15 protein-coding genes and 1 pseudogene are annotated in these 21,552 nt (G+C 72.2%); 9 read left to right on the forward strand and 7 right to left on the reverse strand.

Annotated elements, in window-relative coordinates:
• Positions 1 to 249: pseudogene (locus tag ASD06_RS19070) on the reverse strand (hypothetical protein); the annotation flags it as partial.
• 127 nt (positions 250 to 376) lie between these two features.
• Between ASD06_RS19070 and ASD06_RS00835 the strand changes: the two are divergent.
• A complete protein-coding gene (locus ASD06_RS00835) occupies positions 377 to 859 on the forward strand; it encodes an N-acetyltransferase (RefSeq protein WP_056671954.1) in 483 nt (160 codons plus the stop codon).
• A 4-nt stretch (positions 860 to 863) separates the two neighbouring features.
• Here the strand turns inward: ASD06_RS00835 and ASD06_RS00840 are convergent, their stop codons facing one another.
• The 4 genes from ASD06_RS00840 to ASD06_RS00855 are packed head-to-tail and all read right to left on the reverse strand — an operon-like array spanning position 864 to position 3,840.
• Positions 864 to 1,610, reverse strand: coding sequence for a DapH/DapD/GlmU-related protein (locus ASD06_RS00840; RefSeq protein ID WP_200941773.1), 747 nt, complete (start codon positions 1,608 to 1,610; stop codon positions 864 to 866).
• A gap of 3 nt (positions 1,611 to 1,613) precedes the next feature.
• Positions 1,614 to 2,573: a class I SAM-dependent methyltransferase gene (locus tag ASD06_RS00845; protein ID WP_056671957.1), complete on the reverse strand. Its 960-nt coding sequence runs from the start codon at positions 2,571 to 2,573 to the stop codon at positions 1,614 to 1,616.
• Positions 2,573 to 3,352, reverse strand: coding sequence for an enoyl-CoA hydratase/isomerase family protein (locus ASD06_RS00850; protein ID WP_056671959.1), 780 nt, complete (start codon positions 3,350 to 3,352; stop codon positions 2,573 to 2,575). Before ASD06_RS00850 ends, ASD06_RS00845 begins: the two co-directional genes overlap by 1 nt.
• Positions 3,353 to 3,390: 38 nt before the next feature.
• Positions 3,391 to 3,840, reverse strand: a complete 450-nt coding sequence (locus ASD06_RS00855; protein WP_056671962.1) for a hypothetical protein — start codon at positions 3,838 to 3,840, stop codon at positions 3,391 to 3,393.
• A gap of 99 nt (positions 3,841 to 3,939) precedes the next feature.
• On the opposite strand from ASD06_RS00855, the gene ASD06_RS00860 reads away from it, so the two are divergent.
• The 3 genes from ASD06_RS00860 to ASD06_RS00870 are packed head-to-tail and all read left to right on the forward strand — an operon-like array spanning position 3,940 to position 7,017.
• Entirely contained in the window at positions 3,940 to 4,437 is a 498-nt protein-coding gene (locus ASD06_RS00860) for a MarR family winged helix-turn-helix transcriptional regulator (protein WP_056671965.1), read from the forward strand.
• On the forward strand, positions 4,434 to 6,032 hold the full coding sequence (locus tag ASD06_RS00865) for an MDR family MFS transporter (protein ID WP_056671968.1): 1,599 nt from the start codon (positions 4,434 to 4,436) through the stop codon (positions 6,030 to 6,032). Before ASD06_RS00860 ends, ASD06_RS00865 begins: the two co-directional genes overlap by 4 nt.
• A gap of 40 nt (positions 6,033 to 6,072) precedes the next feature.
• Positions 6,073 to 7,017 carry an NADP-dependent oxidoreductase gene (locus ASD06_RS00870; RefSeq protein ID WP_056671972.1) on the forward strand — a complete coding sequence of 315 codons (945 nt, stop codon included), beginning with the start codon at positions 6,073 to 6,075 and terminating at the stop codon, positions 7,015 to 7,017.
• Positions 7,018 to 7,021: 4 nt separating this feature from the next.
• Here ASD06_RS00870 and ASD06_RS00875 read toward each other — a convergent pair whose 3' ends face one another.
• Positions 7,022 to 7,462: a nitroreductase family deazaflavin-dependent oxidoreductase gene (locus tag ASD06_RS00875; protein WP_056671975.1), complete on the reverse strand. Its 441-nt coding sequence runs from the start codon at positions 7,460 to 7,462 to the stop codon at positions 7,022 to 7,024.
• Positions 7,463 to 7,498: 36 nt separating this feature from the next.
• On the opposite strand from ASD06_RS00875, the gene glgX reads away from it, so the two are divergent.
• Entirely contained in the window at positions 7,499 to 9,625 is a 2,127-nt protein-coding gene (glgX, locus tag ASD06_RS00880; protein WP_369853640.1) for a glycogen debranching protein GlgX, read from the forward strand.
• A 36-nt stretch (positions 9,626 to 9,661) separates the two neighbouring features.
• On the opposite strand, the gene glgP is transcribed toward glgX, so the two are convergent.
• Entirely contained in the window at positions 9,662 to 12,247 is a 2,586-nt protein-coding gene (glgP, locus tag ASD06_RS00885) for an alpha-glucan family phosphorylase (RefSeq protein WP_056671988.1), read from the reverse strand.
• A gap of 181 nt (positions 12,248 to 12,428) precedes the next feature.
• On the opposite strand from glgP, the gene ASD06_RS00890 reads away from it, so the two are divergent.
• The 4 genes from ASD06_RS00890 to ASD06_RS00905 all read left to right on the forward strand — a co-directional run bounded on the left by ASD06_RS00890 (position 12,429) and on the right by ASD06_RS00905 (position 21,541).
• On the forward strand, positions 12,429 to 14,417 hold the full coding sequence (locus tag ASD06_RS00890; protein WP_200941774.1) for an alpha-1,4-glucan--maltose-1-phosphate maltosyltransferase: 1,989 nt from the start codon (positions 12,429 to 12,431) through the stop codon (positions 14,415 to 14,417).
• Between the two features lie 2 nt (positions 14,418 to 14,419).
• A complete protein-coding gene (treS, locus tag ASD06_RS00895) occupies positions 14,420 to 16,129 on the forward strand; it encodes a maltose alpha-D-glucosyltransferase (protein WP_056671991.1) in 1,710 nt (569 codons plus the stop codon).
• A complete protein-coding gene (gene glgB / locus ASD06_RS00900) occupies positions 16,122 to 19,877 on the forward strand; it encodes a 1,4-alpha-glucan branching protein GlgB (RefSeq protein WP_200941775.1) in 3,756 nt (1,251 codons plus the stop codon). The genes treS and glgB overlap by 8 nt, the downstream gene beginning before the upstream one ends.
• 62 nt (positions 19,878 to 19,939) lie before the next feature.
• Entirely contained in the window at positions 19,940 to 21,541 is a 1,602-nt protein-coding gene (locus ASD06_RS00905; protein ID WP_056671993.1) for a GGDEF domain-containing protein, read from the forward strand.
• The last annotated feature ends 11 nt before the right edge of the window (positions 21,542 to 21,552 follow it).

Raw genomic sequence — 21,552 nt, forward strand, 5'->3', positions numbered from 1 at the left:
AAGCCACGCACCGGATGTGCGGGTGCCGTCCTGCCCGGGGATCCCGCGGGCGTCAACTTCACCCAGCACGCGCAGGGTCTGGCCCTGGCTGCGGCGCCGTGCCCGCTCCAGCGCGGCCGCCACGGTCTTCAACGCCGGGTCGGGCAGCTGCCACAGCGGCAGCGCACTGAGTCGGTCGAAAACCTCCTCGAGGTCGGACAGCACGACGTCCAGCGCGAGTGCGCCGCCGCCGTCCGCCCGATTCGTCATGCGACAGACCTACGCACCACCACCGACAGACGCACTGTCCCGCAACTGGTCTGTGGACAACACTACTTGCAGCGTCAACCTGTGGATAGCCAACTGACAACGACCGTCACGTGCAGGACACTGGAACATGACCTCCTCACCCGTCGTCGTGACCCGGGTCCAGCCGGACGGCTGGCTGCGCCTGCGCGCTATTCGGCTGGCGGGGCTCGCCGAGTCCCCCGCCATGTTCGGGTCGACGCTCGCGCGGGAGCAGTCGTTCGACGAAGCGGAGTGGCGCCGTCGGGCTGCCCGCCCCGCCACCTTCGTGGCCTCGCGCGACGGCGCCGACCTCGGAACCGCCGGGGTGTTCGAGATCGACGGCGCCTGGTGGGTCATGGGCATGTGGATCGCGCCGAGTGCTCGCGGCACCGGCGTCGTGGAGGCGCTCGTCGTGGCGTGCGAGTCAGTGGCACGGGACGCAGGCGCCGACGCCATCGGGCTCGGCGTCATGGAGGACAACCCCCGTGGGCACGCGGCGTACCTGCGCCTCGGCTACGCGTTCACCGGTGAGCGCGTGCACGTCCGGGACGGTCGCGACGAGCTGATGATGCGCAAACCGCTGCCCGCCTGAACGGTCAGCCGCGGCCGACCTCGCGGTGCTTGCGGGCCATGTCGGCGAGCGCCGCGCGGCGCTCGGCGTGGGCAGCGTGCACTGCGGCGCGGTCGCGCACGACGCGCCCGGGGACCCCGGCGATGATCGCGAGGTCGGGGTACTCGCCGCGCGCGACGGCGTGCGCTGCCACCACGCTCCCCCGCCCGACGGTGGTGCCGCGCAGCACGCTCGCCTTGACGCCCACCCACACGTCGGGGCCCAGCCGAACGGGCGACTTGCTGATCCCCTGGTCCTTGATCGGCACGTCGAGGTCGTCGGTGACGTGGTCGAAGTCGCCGACGTACACCCAGTCCGACAGCAGACACGCGTCGCGCAGCTCGACGTCGAGGTAGCAGTTGATGGTGTCCTCACGACCGAGCACGCACTTGTCGCCGATGGTGAGCGTGCCCTCGTGCGCCCGCAGGCGGCAGCCGTCGCCGATGTGCACCCAGCGCCCCAGGACGACCCGCCCGTAGCCGGGCCGGGCCACGACCTCCACCCCGCGGCCGAGGAACACCATGCCTCGGACGACGACGTGCGGGTTGCGCAGCCGCAGCAGGAGCAACCGCCAGTACCGCACGAGGTACCAGGGCGTGAACGCGCGGTGCCGCACCACCCAGCGCAGGCTCTCGCGCGTGAGAAAGCGCGCCTGCCGGGGGTCGCGCCCGTCGCGCAGCCGCACCAGCCACGCCCCGACGACGCCGCCGGGCACAGCCAGGTTCGCGACCACGACCTACGGCTTGGTGCCGGTGACGCCGACGTTGTAGAAGAAGCGGTCCGGCACCACGGCGTCGAGCACGCGGTCGACCGTCGACAGCGCCCGCCACGAGCCGAATGCGAACTTCGCCCAGCGCAGCCCGAGTCGTTCGGGGTTCACCGCCGCCTCGAAGGTGCGCACCGGCCAGCCCAGGAACGCCGCCGTGAGCTCCTCGGTGACGGTGCGGACGTCGACCGCGCCGGCCCGCAGTGCCGTCCGGGCGAGCTCGTCGGGGTCGAACGTGTGCAGGTCGACCACCCACTCCAGCGCGGCCGCGCGCGAGGACTCGTCGAGTTCCTCCTTGGACCGAGACCACTTCTCGCGCAACGGCTTCAGGTGCGTGATCCGGGTCGCGGCCTCCCACGTGAGGCGGCCCAGCCGGCGGGCGTACCAGTTGCCGATGGTGGTCGGCTCCCCGGCGATGACGAAGCGACCGCCCGGCTTGAGGACGCGCAGCATCTCGCGCAGAGCCTGCTCGACGTCCGGGATGTGGTGGATCACCGCGTGCCCCACGACGAGGTCGAAGGTGTCGTCGTCGTACGGCAGGCGCTCGGCGTCGGCGACCCGCCCCTCCACCGAGAAGCCCAGCCGCTGGGCGTTGCGCTGCGCCGCCTCGACCATGCCCGGCGACAGGTCGGTGACGTGCACCTCGTCGATCACGCCGGCCTGCTTGAGGTTGAGCGAGAAGAAGCCGGTGCCCGCGCCCACCTCGAGGGCCCGCCCGTACGGCCACCCCTCGCGCCCGGCCACGGCGACGAAGCGGTCGCGCGCGTAGTCGATGCAGCGGTCGTCGAACGAGATCGACCACTTCTCGTCGTAGCTCGCTGCCTCCCAGTCGTGGTACAGCACCTGGGCGAGCTTGGTGTCGGTCCAGGCCGCCTCGACCTCGTCGGCGGAGGCAGCCGGACGCGGCGCCGGATCGGGAACAGCGCTCATCAGCGACCCTCGAACCGCGCCTTGCCCGGGCCGTCCGTGACGAACGACTGCATGCCGATCTCGCGGTCGCGCGTGGCGAACAGCGCGCTGAACTGCATGCGCTCGATCTCCAGACCGGTGTCGAGGTCGGTCTCGATCCCCCGGTCGATCGCCTCCTTGGCGGCGCGCAGCGCGTACGCCGGTCCGCCGACGTAGCGGCTCACCATCTCGCGCGCCGCGGTGTAGACGTCGTCCGGCGCGACCACCTGGTCGACCAGGCCGAGCGCGAGCGCCTCGTCGGCGGCGACGAATCGGCCCGAGTAGATGAGGTCCTTGGCCTTCGAGACGCCGATGAGTCGTGGCAGCCGCTGCGTACCACCCGCCCCCGGGATGATGCCGAGCTGGATCTCGGGCTGCCCCACCTTGGCGTTGTCGCCGCAGACGCGGAAGTCGCAGCACAGCGCGAGCTCGAGGCCGCCACCCAGGGCGTAGCCGGTGATCGCGGCGACGGTGGGCTTCGGGATGCGGGCGACCGCACCCAGCGTCGACTGCAGCGCGGCCGATCGGTCGACCATGTCGGTGTAGCTCATGCCCTGCATCTGCTTGATGTCGGCGCCGGCTGCGAAGACCTTCTCGCCGCCGTAGACCACGACGGCGCTGACGTCGCGTCGCTCGGTGGCCTCGCGGGCCGCGGCCCCGATCTCGTCCTGCACCTGCGCGTTCAGCGCGTTCATCGGTGGACGGTCGAGCCGGATCGTGCCGATTCCACCGTCTACCTCGAGCCGGACGAACTCGCCCACGTCGAACCTCCTGAAGCTGGCTGTGGTCGCGAGCGAGCCTAGCCGTCCGCCGCGGGCGACCCGCCGAGGCTCTCGTGCCACATGCCGACGGCGGTCAGCAGCAGCTCCAGGGACGACGTCACGACCTCCTTGAGCGGCGTGCCCGTGGTGACGACGTGGTCGGCGGACGCCACGAGGATGCCCTCACCGAGGGTCAGCTTGACCACGGAGAGGCGGGACGCCACCGCGTTGCAGGCCCGCAGCAACGTGAGCTCGTCGCCGGGCGTCGCGTCGCCGAGGCGCCACTGGCCGAAGACCCGCAGCACCGTGATCTCGCCCTCGGTGCACCGCACGTACAGCGGCTGCCCCTGCACCTTCACCGCGACGTCGCCGTCGGAGTCGATGTCAGGCCGGTAGCCCTCGTCGAGCAGGACGTCGAGCACGCGCCCGCGCAGGGGGTGCTCGTGCGCCGGTGGCGGGAAGTCGGGCAAGGAGGTCGGGTCGGTCATGGCGCCCACGGTAGTCGGCGGAGCACCCGCGATCCTCCGGGCCGGGCGGGCCCGGCAAGGAAGTTGCATGAGGCAACTAACGGCTCGTATAGTTGCCCTATGCACTCCGCCGTTGACCTCGAACGCGAGCTGGTGCGGTTCACCCGCACCGCGCGCGGGGCGGGCTTTCGCGCCGCAGACGTCCTGTCCCCCGGTCTCGAGCACAGCGGGTACGCCCTCGTCGTCGTCATCGAGCGGCTCGGCCAGGCCCACGCCTGCGAGCTGGCCGACGTCATGGGCCTCGACAAGTCGACGGTCAGCCGCCTGCTGGCGTCCCTCGCCCACCGCGATCTCATCGAACGCACCACCGACCCCACCGACCGCCGGTCGCACGTGGTCTCGCTGTCCCCCCACGGCCGGGCCCGGCTCGCCGCCGTCCGCGACGAGCACAGCGCCGACCTCGCCCGCGTCCTGGCGGACTGGTCGAGCGAGGAGATCGACGACGCCGTGCGCCTCATCGCCCGGCTCAGCGACGGGCTCGCCGCTCCACGTCCGTCACGCTCCGCAGACCTGACCCCCACCTCCCCCGAGCCCAGCCAGGAGAACGCCCCCGCATGAGCACCACCGTCTCGACCGCGCCGAGTCCCACCGGCTACCTCCCGCACCGCCAGGTGCTCGAGGTGCTGTGGGGTCTGCTCCTCGCGCTGTTCGTCTCGTCGCTGTCCGCGACCGTCGTCGGCACGGCGCTGCCGACGATCGTCGGCGAGCTCGGCGGCCAGGACAAGCTCGCCTGGGTCGCCACCGCCACGATCCTCACGATGACCGTCTCGATCCCGTTGTGGGGCAAGCTCTCCGACCTCTACGGCCGCAAGCGGCTGTTCCAGCTCTCGATCGTCGTGTACGTCGTCGCGTCGGTGTTCGCCGGCATGGCTCAGAACATGCCCGAGCTCATCGCGGCACGCGCAGTGCAGGGCGTCGGCGTCGGCGGCATGCAGGCGCTGGCACAGGCGATCATGGCCGACATCGTCAGCCCGCGTGAGCGCGGCCGGTACTCGGGCTACCTCGGGGCGTCGTTCGGCCTGGCCACCGTCGCCGGCCCGCTGATCGGCGGCTTCCTCGTCGACGGTCCCGGCTGGCGCTGGTGCTTCTACGTCGGCGTCCCGTTCGCCGTCGCCGCCCTGATCGTGATCCAGCGCGTGCTGAAGGTCACCGCCCCGCGCCGCGACGTCAGCATCGACTGGGCGGGCGCCGCCGCCCTCACCCTCTCGGCGTCCAGCCTCATCGTCTGGCTGTCGCTGGGTGGTCAGGAGTTCGAGTGGGCCTCGGGCTGGACCATCGCCTTCCTGGCCGTCACCGTGGTCGCGCTCGTCGTGGCCGTGGTGGCCGAGCGCCGGGCCGCTGACCCGATCCTGCCGCCGCGGCTGTTCCGTGACCGCACATTCAACCTCACGAGCATCACCGGCTTCTTCGTCGGCGTGGCGCTGTTCGGCGTGATGATCTACCTCCCGCAGTACTTCCAGATCGTCAAGGGCGAGTCGCCGACGGCGAGCGGCCTGCTCACCCTGCCGATGGTCGCCACGATGCTGCTGACCTCGATGGTGAGCGGCAAGCGCATCACAGCCACCGGCCGTTGGAAGGTCTACCCCGTCGTCGGCACCGCCCTCATGGCCGTGGCCCTGGGCCTGCTCTCACGCATCCACGCCGACACCTCACTCGTGCTGGTGAGTCTCGACATCGCCCTGCTCGGCCTCGGGCTCGGCCTGACGATGCAGGTGCTGGTGCTCGCGGTGCAGAACGCCGCTCAGCCGCGCGACATCGGCATCGCCACGAGCGCAGCGAACTTCTTCCGCTCCATGGGCGGTGCCGTCGGCATCGCGGTGTTCGGGGCTCTGCTCACCAGCCGCCTGCACGACGCCCTGCCGGGGCTGCTGCAGAAGGCCGGTGTGCCCGCCAAGGCCATGGCGGGCGCCGGCAAGCTCGGCACCCCCGACGCGGTAGCCGCCCTACCAGCACCCGTGCGGCACGCCGTGCGCGAGGCCTTCACCCTCGGGCTCGACCGCATCTTCCTGGTCGGTCTGCCGGTGGCCGCTGCGGGCACGATCGTGCTCCTGTTCGTGCGCGAGGTCGCGCTGCGTACACACGCCCCGACCGAGCCCCCGGCGCCCGAGCCCAGCACCGACGCGCTGCAGACGGCGACGGAGGCCAGCGTCTGAGCCGCGGAATGCGCTGCGGGGTGGCGAGGTTGGCCCGGGCATGACCAGCGCCGTCGTCGCCCCGCACTACGGACCGCCCGACGTCCTCGAGCTCGTCGACGTCGAGGTGCCGGCCCCTGGGCCCGGCCAGGTGGTGGTCGACGTGCGAGCCGCCGGCACGAACCCGGCGGACGTGAAGTCCTACAGCGGGGAGTGGGGCACCGACCCGAACCGGCTGCCGATGCGGCTGGGCTTCGAGGCCTCCGGGGTCGTGCGGGCGGTCGGGCCGGACGCCGTCGGGCCCGCCGGCCCGGTCGCCGTGGGCGACGAGGTCGTGGTGTTCCGCACCTCGGGCGCGTACGCCGAGCGCCTGCTCGTGCGGGCGCCAGCGGTGCTGCCCAAGCCCGCTGAGCTGCCGTGGGACGCCGCCGCCGGCCTGCTGCTGGCGGGCACGACCGCCATCCACACCGTCGTGGCGGCCGAGGTGCGCGAGGGCGAGACCGTGCTGGTGCACGGCGGCAGCGGTGGGGTCGGCCTGATGGCCGTGCAGCTCGCGGCAGCCCAGGGTGCGCGCGTCATCGCCACGGCCCGGCCGACGGCGCACGACCTGCTGCGCGAGCTGGGTGCAGAGCCAGTGACCTACGGGCCGGGGTTGGCCGACCGGGTGCGCGGGCTGGCCTCGCGCGTGGATGCGGCCATCGACACGGTGGGCACCGACGAGGCGCTCGACTCCTCACTCGAGCTCGGGGTCGATCCGCAGCGCATCGCGAGCATCGCCGCGTTCGAGCGCGGCGCCCGGCTGGGCATCCGGTTGCTCGGCTCGGGCCCCGGCGACGAGGCCGGCGACGAGCTGCGCCTGGCCTCCCGTCGCCGACTCATCGAGGACGCCGCGGCCGGCCGCCTGCGCGTCGTCGTCGCCGCCACCTTCCCGCTGGCCGACGTCGCCGAGGCGCACCGCGCCCTCATGGGCGCGCACTCCCCCGGCAAGATCGTCCTGACGGTCTAGCCGCTCAGTCCGTCGTCGGCTCGAGCACGAACACCGGGATCAGGCGGTCGGTCTTGGTCTGGTACTCGGCGTAGTCCGGCCACACCTGCACCGCGCGGTCCCACCAAAGGGCCCGCTCGTCGCCGTCGAGCTCGCGCGCGACGTAGTCGCGGCGATCGGGGCCGTCCTGCAGCTCGACGTGCGAGTCGGCGACGAGGTTGTGGTACCAGACGGGGTGCTCGGGTGCGCCCCCCTTGGAGGCGACGACCGCGTAGCGGCCCTCGTGCTCGACCCGCATCAGCGGGGTCTTGCGCAGCAGCCCGGACTTCGCGCCGCGGCTGGTGAGCACGATGATCGGCACGTCCTGCATCGTGTTGGCCTCGGCGCCGCCCGACCGCTCGAACTGCTCGACCTGGTCGCGCACCCAGGGCGCGGGACTGGGCTCGTAGGTTCCCTGAAGTGGCATGACGACGACAACACGCGTCCCCTGTCAGCGATTCCGGTGCACCGGTGCGGGAGACTGTCGCGAGTGACGCCACGCCCCCTCCCGGAGGAACCGCCTGCCCTTGGAGTGACGCTGCGCGACGGCGGCGCGGACGTCGCGGTCTACGCCGAGCACGCTGACGCCGTCGAGGTCTGCGTCGGCGAGCGCCGGGTCGAGCTGGGGGCGCACCTGCACGGCGTGCACTACGGCTTCGTGCCCGACCTGCACGACGGCGACCGCTACGGGCTGCGGGTGCACGGCCCCTGGGACCCCGCGCGCGGGCTGCGGCACAACCCCGCCAAGCTGCTGCTCGACCCGTACGCTCGCGCCCTGGCCGGCGAGGTCGACTGGCGCCCCGAGGTCTTCGGGCACCGTGTCGACGAGCGCCTCACGGGCGACCCGGAGGTGCGCGACGACCGCGACTCCGCGCCGTTCGTGCCGCGCGGTGTCGTCGTCGGTGACGGGTTCGACTGGGGCGACGACCGCCGGCCGCGGGTGCCGTGGTCGCAGACGGTGGTGTACGAGGCGCACGTGCGAGGCCTCACGCGCCGCCTGCCCGGTGTGCCGGAGCACCTGCGCGGCACGTACGCCGGTCTCGCCCACCCCGCGACGGTCGAGCACCTGACCTCACTCGGCGTCACGACCGTCGAGCTGCTGCCGATCCACGCCTTCACGCACGAGCCGGCGCTGGTGCGCCGCGGTGCGCGCAACTACTGGGGCTACAACACGCTGTCGTTCTTCGCGCCCCACCCCTCCTACGCCAGCACCAGCGACCCACGCGGGGTGCTCGACGAGGTCAAGGGCATGGTGCGCCTGCTGCACCAGGCCGGACTCGAGGTGGTGCTCGACGTCGTCTACAACCACACCTGCGAGCAGGGCCGCGACGGCGCGCTGCTGTCGTGGCGTGGCCTGGACAACCCCGCGTACTACCGGCTGGACGACCACGGCCGGGACGTCGACGTCACCGGGTGCGGCAACACCATGAACTTCTGCCACCCGCGCACGGTGCAGCTGGCGCTGGACTCGCTGCGGTACTGGGCCGAGCAGGTGCACGTCGACGGGTTCCGCTTCGACCTCGCCACGGCTCTCGCCCGGGGCGCCGACGACGCCTACGACTGCGACCACCCGTTCCTCGTGGCGCTGCGCACCGATCCGGTGCTCTCGCGGCTGAAGCTCGTCGCCGAGCCGTGGGACGTCGGACCGCACGGCTGGCGCACCGGCCAGTTCCCGCCCCCCATGGCGGAGTGGAACGACCGCTTCCGTGACACCGCGCGGTCGTTCTGGCTGGCCGACGCCGCCCGCGAGCTGCGCGGCGAACCGGGCCACGGCGTGCGTGAGCTCGCCACCCGGCTCTCGGGCTCGCAGGACCTGTTCGGACGCGGCGACCGCGGCCCGCTGGCGTCGGTGAACTACGTCGCAGCGCACGACGGCTTCACCGTTGCCGACACCACCGCCTACGAGCGCAAGCACAACGAGGGCAACGGCGAGGGCAACCTCGACGGGCACGACGACAACCGGTCGTGGAACCACGGCGTCGAGGGCGAGACCCACGACCCGGTCGTGCTCGCCGGCCGTCGCCGTTCGATCCGCAACCTGCTCGGGACGCTGCTGCTCTCGACGGGCGTGCCGATGCTCGCGGCGGGTGACGAGCTCGGCCGCACCCAGCACGGCAACAACAACGCCTACAACCGCGACGACGAGGTGTCGTGGCTCGACTGGGACCTGCAGCCGTGGCAGCACGACCTGCTCGCCACCACGACCTACCTGCTGCGGGTGCGGCGCGAGCACCCGGTGCTGCGGCAGCGGCAGTTCTTCGGCCTCCGGCCGCCGCACGCCGACGGCACGGTCGACCTGGGCTGGTTCGGCGCCGACGGGCGCCCCATGGACGACGGCCGCTGGCACGACCCGCACGCGCGCGTGCTGCAGGCGTTCCTGCACGGCTCGCCGGTCGGCGGTGACTCGCTGCTGCTGGTGCTGTGCGGTGCGCCGCACGACACCGACGTCGCGCTGCCCGGGCCGCCTTGGGCGGGCGGCTACGAGCTGGTGTGGGACAGCGCCGACGAGCGGCCGACGCCGCGCGCCGACGTCATGACCGGCGTCCAGCGCGTGCGCGCTCTCAGCCTGCGCCTCTACCGCGCCCGCTGAGGCGCCCCGCCGTGGGTCGGGGCGCCTCAGCGCGCGTCAGGCGTTGACGACGAGCCCCAGCTCGGCGGGCGAGGCCAGCCCCTGGTGGCGCGGCAGCACGCGAACGGTGTACCCGAACGCGCCGGTGCGGGCGAGCTTGATGTCGCCCTCGAAGCGGTGCCTGCCGCCCTCGTAGGTCTCAGCGTGCTGCAGCGTCACCACGCGGGTGTCGGTCAGCTCGTCCTGGAACGACACGCGCCCGTGCACGACCTGCACCTGCACGTCGTCGGCCGCCAGCCCGTCGAGGGAGACGAAGGCCTGCACCGACAGCACGTCACCGACCTGCGGCGAGTCGCTGACGCCGGAGGACTCGACGTGGTCGACCCTCACCGAGCCCCACGCCTCGCGCACCCGCGACTTCCAGGCCGCGAGGTCGCGCGCGCCCGGGAAGCCGGGCCCGTTGAGCGCCCAACCGGCCCGCGCGGCCGGCGTGTAGAGCTGCTCGACGTAGTCCCGGACCATGCGCGAGGCCAGCACCTTCGGCCCGAGTGAACGGAAGGTGTGGCTGACCATCTCCATCCAGCGGCCCGGCACGCCGGCCTCGTCACGGTCGTAGAACCGCGGCGCCACCTGGCCCTCGATGAGGTCGTAGAGCGCGGCGGCCTCGAGGTCGTCGCGGTGGTCGGGGTCCTCGACGCCGTCGGCGGTGGGGATCGCCCAGCCGTTCTCGCCGTCGAACCACTCGTCCCACCAGCCGTCGAGGATCGACAGGTTGAGTCCGCCGTTCAGCGCGGACTTCATGCCCGACGTCCCGCAGGCCTCGAAGGGTCGCAAGGGGTTGTTGAGCCAGACGTCGCAGCCCGGGTAGAGGTACTGCGCCATGGCGATGTCGTAGTTCGGCAGGAACACGATGCGGTGCCGGACGGCGGGGTCGTCGGCGAACCGCACCATCTGCTGGATCAGCGACTTGCCCTTGTCGTCGGCGGGGTGGGACTTGCCGGCGATCACGAGCTGGATGGGCCGCTCGGGGTGCAGCAGCATGGCCTTGAGCCGGTCGGGGTCGCGCAGCATGAGCGTGAGCCGCTTGTACGTCGGCACGCGGCGCGCGAAACCGATGGTGAGCACGTCGGGGTCGAGCACGGAGTCGACCCAGCCGAGCTCGGCGCTGCTGGCGCCGCGCCGCAGCCACGAGGCGCGCAGCCGGCGGCGCGCCTCCTGCACCAGCTGGGCGCGCATCTCGCGGCGCACGGCCCAGATCTCGCCGCGCGGCACGAGCGGGACGTCGTCCCACACGCCGGCGTCGGTGCCGAGCCGGTGGCCCAGGTGCTTCTCGGCCAGCTCGAAGACGCGATGGTCGACCCACGTGGGCGCGTGCACGCCGTTGGTGATCGAGGTGATCGGCACCTCGCGGTCGTCGAAGCCCGGCCACAGACCGTCGAACATGTGCCGGCTGACGTGGCCGTGCAGCTCCGAGACGCCGTTGGCGCGGCCGCCGAGGCGCAGGCCCATGACCGCCATGTTGAAGACGCCGGCCTCGCCGCCGGGGTAGGTCTCGGCGCCGAGATCCAGGATGCGCTCGACGGGCACTCCCGCCATGGCGTTGTCGCCGCCGAAGTAGGTCTCGATCTGGTCGGCGCCGAAGCGGTCGATGCCTGCGGGCACCGGGGTGTGGGTGGTGAACACCGTCGCGGCGCGAACGGCCTCGAGCGCCTCGTCGAAGCCCATGCCCTCGGACGCCACGAGCTCGCGGATGCGCTCCAGGCCCAAGAAGCCCGCGTGGCCCTCGTTGGCGTGGTAGACGTCGGGGGCCGGCGCGCCGGTGAGCCGCGACCACAGGCGCAGGGCGCGCACGCCGCCGATGCCGAGCAGCATCTCCTGCTGCAGGCGGTGCTCGCCCGAGCCGCCGTAGAGGCGGTCGGTGACGCCGCGCAGCGCCTCGTCGTTGGCCTGGGTGTCGGAGTCGAGCAGCAGCAGGGGCACCCGGCCGACCTGCGCCTTCCACACGTGCGCGACGAGCCGGCGGCCGCCGGGCAGGTCGACGACGACCTCGCACGGCGTGCCGTCGTCCTCGCGCAGCAGCGAGAGCGGGAGGCCGTCAGGGTCGAGCACCGGGTAGGTCTCCTGCTGCCAGCCCTCGCGCGACAGCGACTGCTTGAAGTAGCCGGTCTTGTAGAACAGGCCGACCCCGACGATGGGAACGCCCAGGTCAGAGGCCGCCTTGAGGTGGTCTCCGGCGAGGATGCCGAGGCCGCCGGAGTACTGCGGCAGCACGGCGGTGATGCCGAACTCGGCGGAGAAGTAGGCGATCGAGCGCGGCAGGCCCTCGCCGCCGACGTCGGACTGCGCCTGGCTCTGGAACCAGCGCGGCTGCTCGAGGTACTCGTTCAGGTCGGCGGCCGCAGCCTCCACCGTGGCGACGAAGGTGGGGTCGTCGGCGAGCTCGGCGAGGCGCTCGGGCGGCAGGTCTCCCAGCAGCGCGACCGGGTCGTGGCGCACGGCCTGCCATCGCTGGGGGTCCAGCCCGGCGAACAGCTCGCGCGTGGGCGCGTGCCAGGACCACCGCAGGTTGCTGGCGAGCTCGCCCAGGGCCGCGATGGGCTCAGGCAGGACGGTGCGGACACTGAATCGACGGATTGCTCTCACGACGAGCCAGCGTAGACCGTGAAGGCCGTAGATCCGACACCGCGAGTCAACTTCTTGCGAACTTCTGCAAATCGTTGCAGAGCCCGCATCGACCCGGCAGCTCCTGCGCCGGCCCCCGCGCCGTGCCGGGGCGCCCCGCTCGAGCGTGCAGGGCCCCGCCGTCCTCGGTAGCGTCGGCGCGGTGATCGGACGTATCCCCGTGATGTCGGTGACCCCCAGCGTGGACTGCGGGCGCTGGCCCGCCCGAGCCGTCGTGGGCGAGGCCGTGCCGGTGCGCGCGACGGTCTTCCGCGAGGGCCACGACGCCGTGGCCGCGAGCGTCGTGCTCGTCGACCCCGACGGCGTCGAGCAGCCGCCGCGACGGATGGCGCTGCTCGAGGCCGGCCTCGACCTGTGGGGCGCCGACGTCGTGCCCGACCGCGAGGGTGACTGGACCTTTCGCGTCGAGGGCTGGTCGGATCCCTACGCCACGTGGGAGCACGATGCGGTCATCAAGGTGGCCGCGGACGTCGACACCGAGCTGATGCTCACCGAGGGCGCGCTGTTGCTCGAGCGGGCGGCGGCGACGAAGGGGCGGCCCCCCGCGCACGTCCAGGCCCTGCGTGACGCTGTCACCGGGCTGCGCGACACCACCCGGCCGGCCCAGGCCCGACTGGCAGCCGGTACCTCCCCCGCTGTCCATGCCGCCTTGTCCGCCGCCCCGGTGCGCGAGATGGTCACCGCGAGCGCCGACCACGTGATCCGCGTGCAGCGTGAGCGGGCGCTCGTGGGCGCCTGGTACGAGTTCTTCCCCCGCTCGGAGGGCGCGACCTACGACCCGGCGACCGAGTCGTGGACGACGGGCACGCTGCGCACCGCAGCGGGGCGCCTGCAGGCCATCGCCGACATGGGTTTCGACGTCGCCTACGTGACGCCCGTGCACCCGATCGGCACGACGAACCGCAAGGGCCGCAACAACACGCTCGACCCGCGCCCCGAGGACCCGGGCTCGCCGTACGCCATCGGCTCGCCGGACGGCGGCCACGACGCGATCGAGCCGAGCCTCGGCACCTTCGAGGACTGGGACGCCTTCGTCGCCGAGGCGCGCCGCCTGGGCCTGGAGGTGGCTCTCGACCTCGCGCTGCAGTGCTCCCCCGACCACCCGTGGGTCACCGAGCACCCGGAGTGGTTCACCACCCGCGCCGACGGCTCGATCGCCTACGCAGAGAACCCGCCCAAGAAGTACCAGGACATCTACCCGCTCAACTTCGACAACGACCCCGAGGGCATCTACGCGGCGGTGCTGCGCGTCGTCCTGAAGTGGGTCGACCACGGGGTGACGCTGTTCCGCGTCGACAACCCGCACACCAAGCCGGTCGAGTTCTGGGAGTGGCTGATCGCCAAGGTCAACGCCGAGCACCCGGAGGTCATCTTCCTGGCCGAGGCGTTCACGCGGCCGGCGATGATGCACACGCTCGCCAAGGTCGGGTTCCACCAGTCGTACACGTACTTCGCCTGGCGCAACACCAAGGAGGAGCTCACCGAGTACCTCACCGAGCTGTCGGGCGAGTCCGCCGACTACATGCGGCCCAGCTTCTGGCCCACCACGCACGACATCCTCACGCCGTACATGCAGTACGGCGGCCGCCCGGCCTTCCGGCTGCGCGCCGCCCTCGCCGCGACGATGGTGCCGACGTACGGCATCTACAGCGGCTACGAGCTCGTCGAGAACGTCGCCCGGCCCGGCGTCGAGGAGCAGATCGACAACGAGAAGTACGAGTTCAAGCCGCGCGACTGGGACGCCGCGCTCGCGGACGGCTCGAGCCTGGCGCCCTGGCTCACCCGGCTCAACGAGATCCGCCGCAACCACCCTGCGCTGCAACGGCTGCGGAACATCACCTTCCACCCCGTGGACGACGACGCGACGATCTGCTTCAGCAAGCGCCTCACCGCGGCGCAGTCGCCCACCGGGCGCGAGGACACCGTCATCGTCATCGCGAACCTCGACCCCCACGGCGTGCGCGAGACCATGGTGCACCTCGACATGCCGGCACTGGGCCTCGGCTACGACGACGGGTTCGTCGCGCACGACCTGGTCACCGGCCAGACCTGGCACTGGGGCGAGCACGTCTACGTGCGGCTCGACCCGCACACTGAACCGGTGCACATCGTCCACGTGAGAGGGGTCTGACGGTGGAGGGTCTGAACCTCAGCGGTCCGGGTCTGCGCCATGACCCCCACTGGCACAAGAAGGCCGTGTTCTACGAGGTGCTGGTGCGCGCCTTCTCCGACTCCAACGGCTCGGGCTCCGGCGACTTCACGGGCCTGATCAGCAAGCTGGACTACCTGCAGTGGCTCGGTGTCGACTGCCTGTGGCTGCCGCCGTTCTACGCCTCCCCGTTGCGTGACGGCGGCTACGACGTCGCCGACTACTGCTCGGTGCTGCCGGAGTTCGGCACGCTGCCCGACTTCACCGAGCTGGTGAGCCAGGCGCACGCGCGCGGCCTGCGGGTGATCGTCGACCTGGTGATGAACCACACCAGCGACCAGCACCCGTGGTTCCAGGCGAGCCGCTCGGACCCTGAGGGCCCGTACGGCGACTTCTACGTCTGGAGCGACACCGACGACCGGTACCAGGACGCCCGGATCATCTTCGTCGACACCGAGACGAGCAACTGGACGTTCGACCCCGTGCGCCGGCAGTTCTTCTGGCACCGCTTCTTCAGCCACCAGCCCGACCTGAACTTCGAGAACCCTGCGGTGCAGGAGGCGATGTTCGACGTCGTGCGCTTCTGGATGGACCTCGGCATCGACGGCTTCCGGCTCGACGCCGTGCCGTACCTGTTCGAGGACGAGGGCACCAACTGCGAGAACCTGCCCGCCACGCACGACTTCCTGCGCAGGCTGCGGGCGATGGTCGACGACGAGTACCCGGGCCGGATCATGCTGGCCGAGGCCAACCAGTGGCCCAAGGACGTCGTCGAGTACTTCGGCACGGACGACGAACCCGAGTGCCACATGGCGTTCCACTTCCCGGTCATGCCGCGCATCTACTACGCGCTGCGCGACGAGTCGGCCCGCCCGATCATCGACATCCTGGCCGACACGCCGGACCTGCCGGTGCACGGCCAGTGGGGGACGTTCCTGCGCAACCACGACGAGCTGACGCTCGAGATGGTGACCACCGAGGAGCGCGCCGCCATGTACGGCTGGTACGCCCCCGATCCGCGCATGCGCGCCAACATCGGGATCCGACGTCGCCTGGCCACGCTGCTCGACAACTCCCGAGCCGAGATCGAGCTGATCAACGCCTTGCTGCTGTCGTTGCCCGGAAGCCCCTGCCTGTACTACGGCGACGAGATCGGCATGGGTGACAACATCTGGCTCGACGACCGCGACGCCGTGCGTACCCCCATGCAGTGGACGCCCGACCGCAACGCGGGGTTCTCGTCGGCCGATCCGGGCAAGCTGTACCTGCCGACGATCCAGTCGCTGGTGCACCACTACAACACCGTGAACGTCGAGGCCCAGCTGGCGACGCGCTCGTCGCTGCTGCACTGGACGCGCGGCATGCTCGCGCTGCGCAAGCGCCACCCCGTGTTCGGGGTGGGACGTTACGTGCCCGTCGACGCCGACAACGACGCCGTGCTGGCCTTCCTGCGCGTGATCGACGACGAGTCGACCGGTGAGGCGCCGGAGGCGGTGCTGTGCGTCAACAACCTGGCGCAGACCCCCCAGGCAGCGACGCTGCGCCTACCCGACAACGCCGGCGCCGGCCTGGAGGACCTCTTCGGTGGTTCCGGCTTCCCGTCGGTGTCGCCGGAGGGAACGCTCACGCTGTCGTTGGGGTCGCGTGACTTCTTCTGGCTGCGCCTGAAGGCCTCGGAGGCCGACCGTGGTTGACCCGGAGCCCGAGACGATGACGCCGGCGTTCGCCGACTTCCTGCCCGACTGGGTGGCGCGGCAGCGGTGGTACACCGCCAAGGGCCGTCGGCCACAGCTGCAGCGCATCGGCGGCCTGCGCTGGCAGGACCCCGATGGTGAGGTGGGCATCGAGACGTGGCTGGTGGTCGACACGTCCGGCGAGCGCCGCACGGTCTACCAGGTGCCGCTCACCTACCGCAGCGAGCCGCTGTCCGGCGCCGACGACGCGCTGGTGGCCACCGCCGAGCACAGCCGGCTCGGCCGCCGCTACGTCTACGACGCGCCCCACGACCCGGCCTACGTGCGCGCCGTCATGCGGTTGGTGCTGAGGGGTGCGACGGTGAGCTCCGACGGACCAGCCGGCACCGGCGAGGCCCGCGGCGTGCCGCAGCGCGACGTCGACCTGGCCCGCCTCGGGTCGGTCGTATCGAGCCGCGTCATGCGGGGCGAGCAGTCCAACACCTCGGTGGTGCTCGACCTCGAGACCACCGACGGGCGCCCACCCATCTCGTTGATCCTCAAGCTGTTTCGCGTTCTCAGCGATGGACTAAACCCCGACGTCGTGGTGCAGAGCGCCCTGGCGGACGCCGGCTCGACCCTCGTGCCACGACCGGTGGGGCACGTCATCGGCTCCTGGACGGCGGACGGCGCGACGGCCGAGGGCCACCTGGCCTTCGTGCAGGAGCTCATCCCGGGCGCCCGCGACGCCTGGCGCGAGGCAGTCGAGGCGGTGGCCGCCGACGAGGACTTCGCCGAGCGAGCGCGCGAGCTGGGCGCCGTCACCGCCCGCGTGCACGCCACGCTCGCCCAGGCGATGCCCACGGCCGAAATGGACGACGAGGCCGTCGCCGCCCTCGCCGACGGCCTCGCCGAACGGCTGGCCTGGGCCGTGCGCCAGGTGCCGCAGCTGGCGACGCACGAGCCGGCGGCGCGGGCCGTGCTGGAGTCGGTGCGTCACCTGACCGAGCGTCCCGCGCTGCAGCGAGTGCACGGTGACCTGCACCTCGGCCAGGTGCTCGACGGCGGGGCCCGCGGCTGGGTGGTCATCGACTTCGAGGGCGAGCCCCTGCGCCCGCTGGCCGACCGCAACCGGCCCGATCTCGCGCTGCGCGACGTCGCCGGGATGCTGCGCTCGTTCGACTACGCCGCCGGCCACCTGCTGGTCGACGCCGACCCCAGCGACACCGCGACCTCCACCCGCGCCCGCCGGTGGGCCGAGCGCTGCCGCGACGCCTTCTGCACGGGCTACGCCGAGGTGGCCGGGCGCGACCCCCGCGAGGCGACGTCCCTGCTGCCGGCACTCGAGCTCGACAAGGCGCTCTACGAAGCGGCCTACGAGGCCGGTAACCGGCCGTCGTGGCTGCCGATCCCCCTGGCGGCCGTCGAGCGGTTGCTGCGCACCGCGACGACCACCGAGTCCCCGACCCAGAAGGAGCGGCCTCCCATGAGCCAGCCCGACGCCGGATCGACCGGTGCGACCGGTGCGACGGGTGCGACGGCCGCGCCCGGAGCGAGCCACGGCACGCCCCAGGTGCGCCCGGTGCCGCCCGGCGAGCTCGAGATGCTCGTGCACGGCTCGCACGGCAACCCGCACGAGATCCTCGGCCTGCACCCCCACGACGGCGGGCTGACGCTGCGCGCGCTGCGCCCCCACGCGCGCGAGGTCGTGGCCGTGCTGCCCGACGGCTCGCGCACGCCGATGACCCACGAGTACGACGGCGTCTTCGTCGGCGTCGTCCCGGGCACCGAGGTGAGCGACTACCGGCTCGACGTCACCTACGACGCAGACGACGGCTCCACGACCACCTACCCCAGCGACGACCCGTACCGCTTCCTGCCGACGCTCGGCGACGTCGACCTGCACCTCATCGGCGAGGGCCGGCACGAGCAGCTGTGGACCGTGCTCGGGGCGCACGTGCGCCGCTACGCCGGCGAGATGGGCGAGGTCACCGGCACGTCGTTCGCCGTGTGGGCGCCCCACGCGCGCGGCATCCGGCTCGTCGGCGACTTCAACCACTGGGACGGCCAGGGTCACCCGATGCGCTCGCTCGGCTCCACGGGCGTGTGGGAGCTGTTCGTTCCCGGCGTCGGCGCGGGCACGCGCTACAAGTTCGAGATCACGGGCTCCGACGGCGAGCGCCGGCTCAAGGCCGACCCCATGGCCCGGGCGACGGAGGCACCGCCGTCCACGGCGTCCGTCGTCGACGAGAGCAGCTACACGTGGGGTGACGGCGAGTGGATGCGGCGGCGCGCCGAGACCGATCCGCACCAGGGGCCGATGAGCACCTACGAGGTGCACCTCGGGTCGTGGCGCGCTGGGCTCGGCTACCGCGAGCTCGCCGAGCAGCTCGTCGACTACGTCGTCGAGACCGGCTTCACCCACGTCGAGCTCATGCCCGTGATGGAGCACCCGTACGGCCCGTCCTGGGGCTACCAGGTGACGGGCTACTACGCGCCCACCGCGCGGTTCGGCTCGCCGGACGACTTCCGCTACCTCGTCGACCGCCTGCACCAGGCCGGCATCGGCGTGATCCTCGACTGGGTGCCCGCGCACTTCCCCAAGGACGCCTTCGCCCTGGCCCGCTTCGACGGGCAGGCCCTGTACGAGCACCCCGACCCCCGGCGCGGCGACCAGCCCGACTGGGGCACGCACGTGTTCGACTTCGGGCGGGCCCAGGTGCGCAACTTCCTCGTTGCCAACGCGCTGTACTGGTGCGAGGAGTTCCACGCCGACGGTCTGCGCGTCGACGCGGTCGCCTCGATGCTGTACCTCGACTACTCGCGCAAGGACGGCGAGTGGCTGCCCAACGAGTTCGGTGGCCGCGAGAACCTCCAAGCCGTCCAGTTCCTGCAGGAGACCAACGCGACGGTCTACAAGCGGGTGCCCGGAGTGGTCACCATCGCCGAGGAGTCGACCGCCTGGCCCGGCGTCACGCGCCCGACGCACCTGGGCGGCCTGGGCTTCGGGCTGAAGTGGAACATGGGCTGGATGCACGACTCGCTCGAGTACGTCGAGCACGAGCCCGTGCACCGGCAGTGGCACCACCATCAGCTGACGTTCTCGCTCATGTACGCCTGGAGCGAGAACTTCGTGCTGCCGATCAGCCACGACGAGGTCGTGCACGGCAAGGGGTCGCTGCTGCGCAAGATGCCCGGCGACCGCTGGCAGCAGCTCGCCAACACCCGCGCGTTCCTGGCCATGATGTGGGCTCATCCCGGCAAGCAGCTGCTCTTCATGGGCTCGGAGTTCGCCCAGGAGGCCGAGTGGGCCGACGCGCACGGCCTGGACTGGTGGCTGCTCGACCAGCCCGCCCACCGCGGCGTCCACTCCCTGGTCCGTGACCTCAACGCGCGCTACCGCGAGCTGCCCGCGCTGTGGTCGCAGGACCTGTCCCCCGAGGGCTTTCGGTGGATCGACGCCAACGACGCCGCGGGCAACGTGTTCTCGTTCCTGCGCTTCCCGGCCGACGGCTCGGGCGACGTCCTCGCGTGCGTCGTGAACTTCTCGGGGGCGCCGCACCACGGCTACCGCCTGGGGCTGCCGTCCACAGGACGCTGGACGGAGGTTCTCAACACCGACGCGGAGCAGTACGGTGGCTCCGGCGTCGGCAACCTCGGGGAGGTCGACGCCGACGCGACGAGCTGGCACGGGCTGCCGGCCTCGACCGTGCTCAGCCTTCCGCCTCTCGGGGCAGTCTGGCTGAGAGGTGCCCCGACTCAAGGGTGAGATCGTCTCTGCCGACGTCTGGAGGTGGATGACGGTCCGCGTCGGAGCCGAGAGGAGCGCCTGTGGCGAGTCCTCCTGCCCTCACGCCCTCGTCGCGCCCGGCGTCGGCTGAACAGGCCCTGCGCGAGCTCGTGCTCCTGCCGGAGGCGCGGTACGAGGAGATGCTCGCGATCCCCGCGCAGTTCGCGATGGACGCTCTCAGCGGCCACAGCGCGTCGCTGTCGCGTTGGGAGCGTGACCGCGGCCTGTTGCGCACCCTCGTCAACGTGGGTGACCTGAGCCCGGCCGAGACGCGGTTCCCGCCAGAAGAGGTCTACGAGGCCGCCACCGACACCGCGATCGCCCGCGTGCTCGTCGGCCAGCCCATGCTCTACCGCCGCAGCGACCCGGCGCTCGACGAGCACGGGCGGGGCCTGCTCGACTTCTCGGTCAAGGACTCGGCGCTCAGCCTGCCCGTGTGGGTCGACGAGCGCCTGTGGGGTGAGCTCTGGGTCAGTCGGGACGACGAGGCGCTGGACCTCGAGGCGCTGGCCGCCGGTGAGAGCGTCGTCGCGGAGGTGGCCGGCATGGTCGCCATCGCGGAACGGTTGCAGCACATGGCCCGCATGGCGTTCGAGGACCCTCTCACCGGCGTCGGCAACCGGCGCGCTCTCGATGACGCGCTGCGCGAGCTGCTCGCCGACGGCGGCCCCGGCGTCACGGTCGTCATGTGCGACATCGACAACCTCAAGGACCTCAACGACGAGCACGGGCACGTCATGGGCGACCGGGCCATCGTGGCCACGGCGGACGCCCTCGCGACGACGGCGAACGCCGTCCCCGACACCGTCACCGTGCGGCTGGGCGGCGACGAGTTCGCCGTCCTGCTCGTCGGCGAGCAGCGGGCACGGGCCATCGCGATCGTGGAGGCCGCGGCCCGGCTGCTGTCCGCCAGCGACCTGCCGGTGGAGGTCAGCTGCGGCATCGCCGTCGTCCCGTCCGGCATCAGCGGCCGCGACGCCGTGGCAGCCGCCGACGCGGCGCAGTACGCCGCCAAGACGCGCGGCGCCCTGCTGGTGGTGGCCTCCGACCTGCCCGACATCGCCCCCGAGCGTCGCCGGAACCGGCGGCGCAACAGCGACCGCCCACCGACCGCCCTCAGCACCGCGCAGGCCGTCTGCGAGGTGGTGACCACGCTCGCCGACCAGCTCAGCGACGCCCCCGACACCCCGGGTGGCCGGCTGCGGTGGCTGGGTGAGCGCCTGCTGACTCCGCTCGACCTGCAGGAGTGGTCGCTCAGCCGCGTCGACCTGGTGGGCGACCGGATGCTCAGCACCGACTCGCTGGGACTGCGACAGACCCCCCTGTCGAGCGTCCCGGCGCACGACCGGCAGGTCGACAAGCGCTTCCGGCTCGATGACTTCCCGCTGAGCCAGGCGGCGGTCGAGTGCGACCAGTGGTTCCGCGTCGCGGTCGACGACCCGGAAGCCGACCCCCACGAGCGCGCCGTGCTGCACGAGATGGGCATGCACCACGTCGTCGCCCTCGGCTGCCGCGACGGGGTCACCGGGTGGCTGCTGGAGCTCTACGGCCGCGACAGCGGAGCCGACCTGCGGGCGGTCGGGAGCGTGCTCGCTCTCGGGGCCGCTGGCCTGCTCTTCCGGCCGTTCGTGCCCGTGGCCTGACACGCGGATGT

The sequence above is a fragment of the Angustibacter sp. Root456 genome (genome assembly GCF_001426435.1).
In the GTDB taxonomy this organism is placed as follows: domain Bacteria; phylum Actinomycetota; class Actinomycetes; order Actinomycetales; family Angustibacteraceae; genus Angustibacter.

Bases quoted from the DNA above. Each gene is read 5' to 3' on its own strand.
- ASD06_RS00835 (WP_056671954.1), top strand. From the start codon at position 377: ATGACCTCCTCACCCGTCGTCGTGACCCGGGTCCAGCCGGACGGCTGG.
- ASD06_RS00845 (WP_056671957.1), bottom strand. From the start codon at position 2,573: ATGAGCGCTGTTCCCGATCCGGCGCCGCGTCCGGCTGCCTCCGCCGAC.
- ASD06_RS00855 (WP_056671962.1), bottom strand. From the start codon at position 3,840: ATGACCGACCCGACCTCCTTGCCCGACTTCCCGCCACCGGCGCACGAG.
- ASD06_RS00860 (WP_056671965.1), top strand. From the start codon at position 3,940: ATGCACTCCGCCGTTGACCTCGAACGCGAGCTGGTGCGGTTCACCCGC.
- ASD06_RS00865 (WP_056671968.1), top strand. From the start codon at position 4,434: ATGAGCACCACCGTCTCGACCGCGCCGAGTCCCACCGGCTACCTCCCG.
- ASD06_RS00870 (WP_056671972.1), top strand. From the start codon at position 6,073: ATGACCAGCGCCGTCGTCGCCCCGCACTACGGACCGCCCGACGTCCTC.
- ASD06_RS00875 (WP_056671975.1), bottom strand. From the start codon at position 7,462: ATGCCACTTCAGGGAACCTACGAGCCCAGTCCCGCGCCCTGGGTGCGC.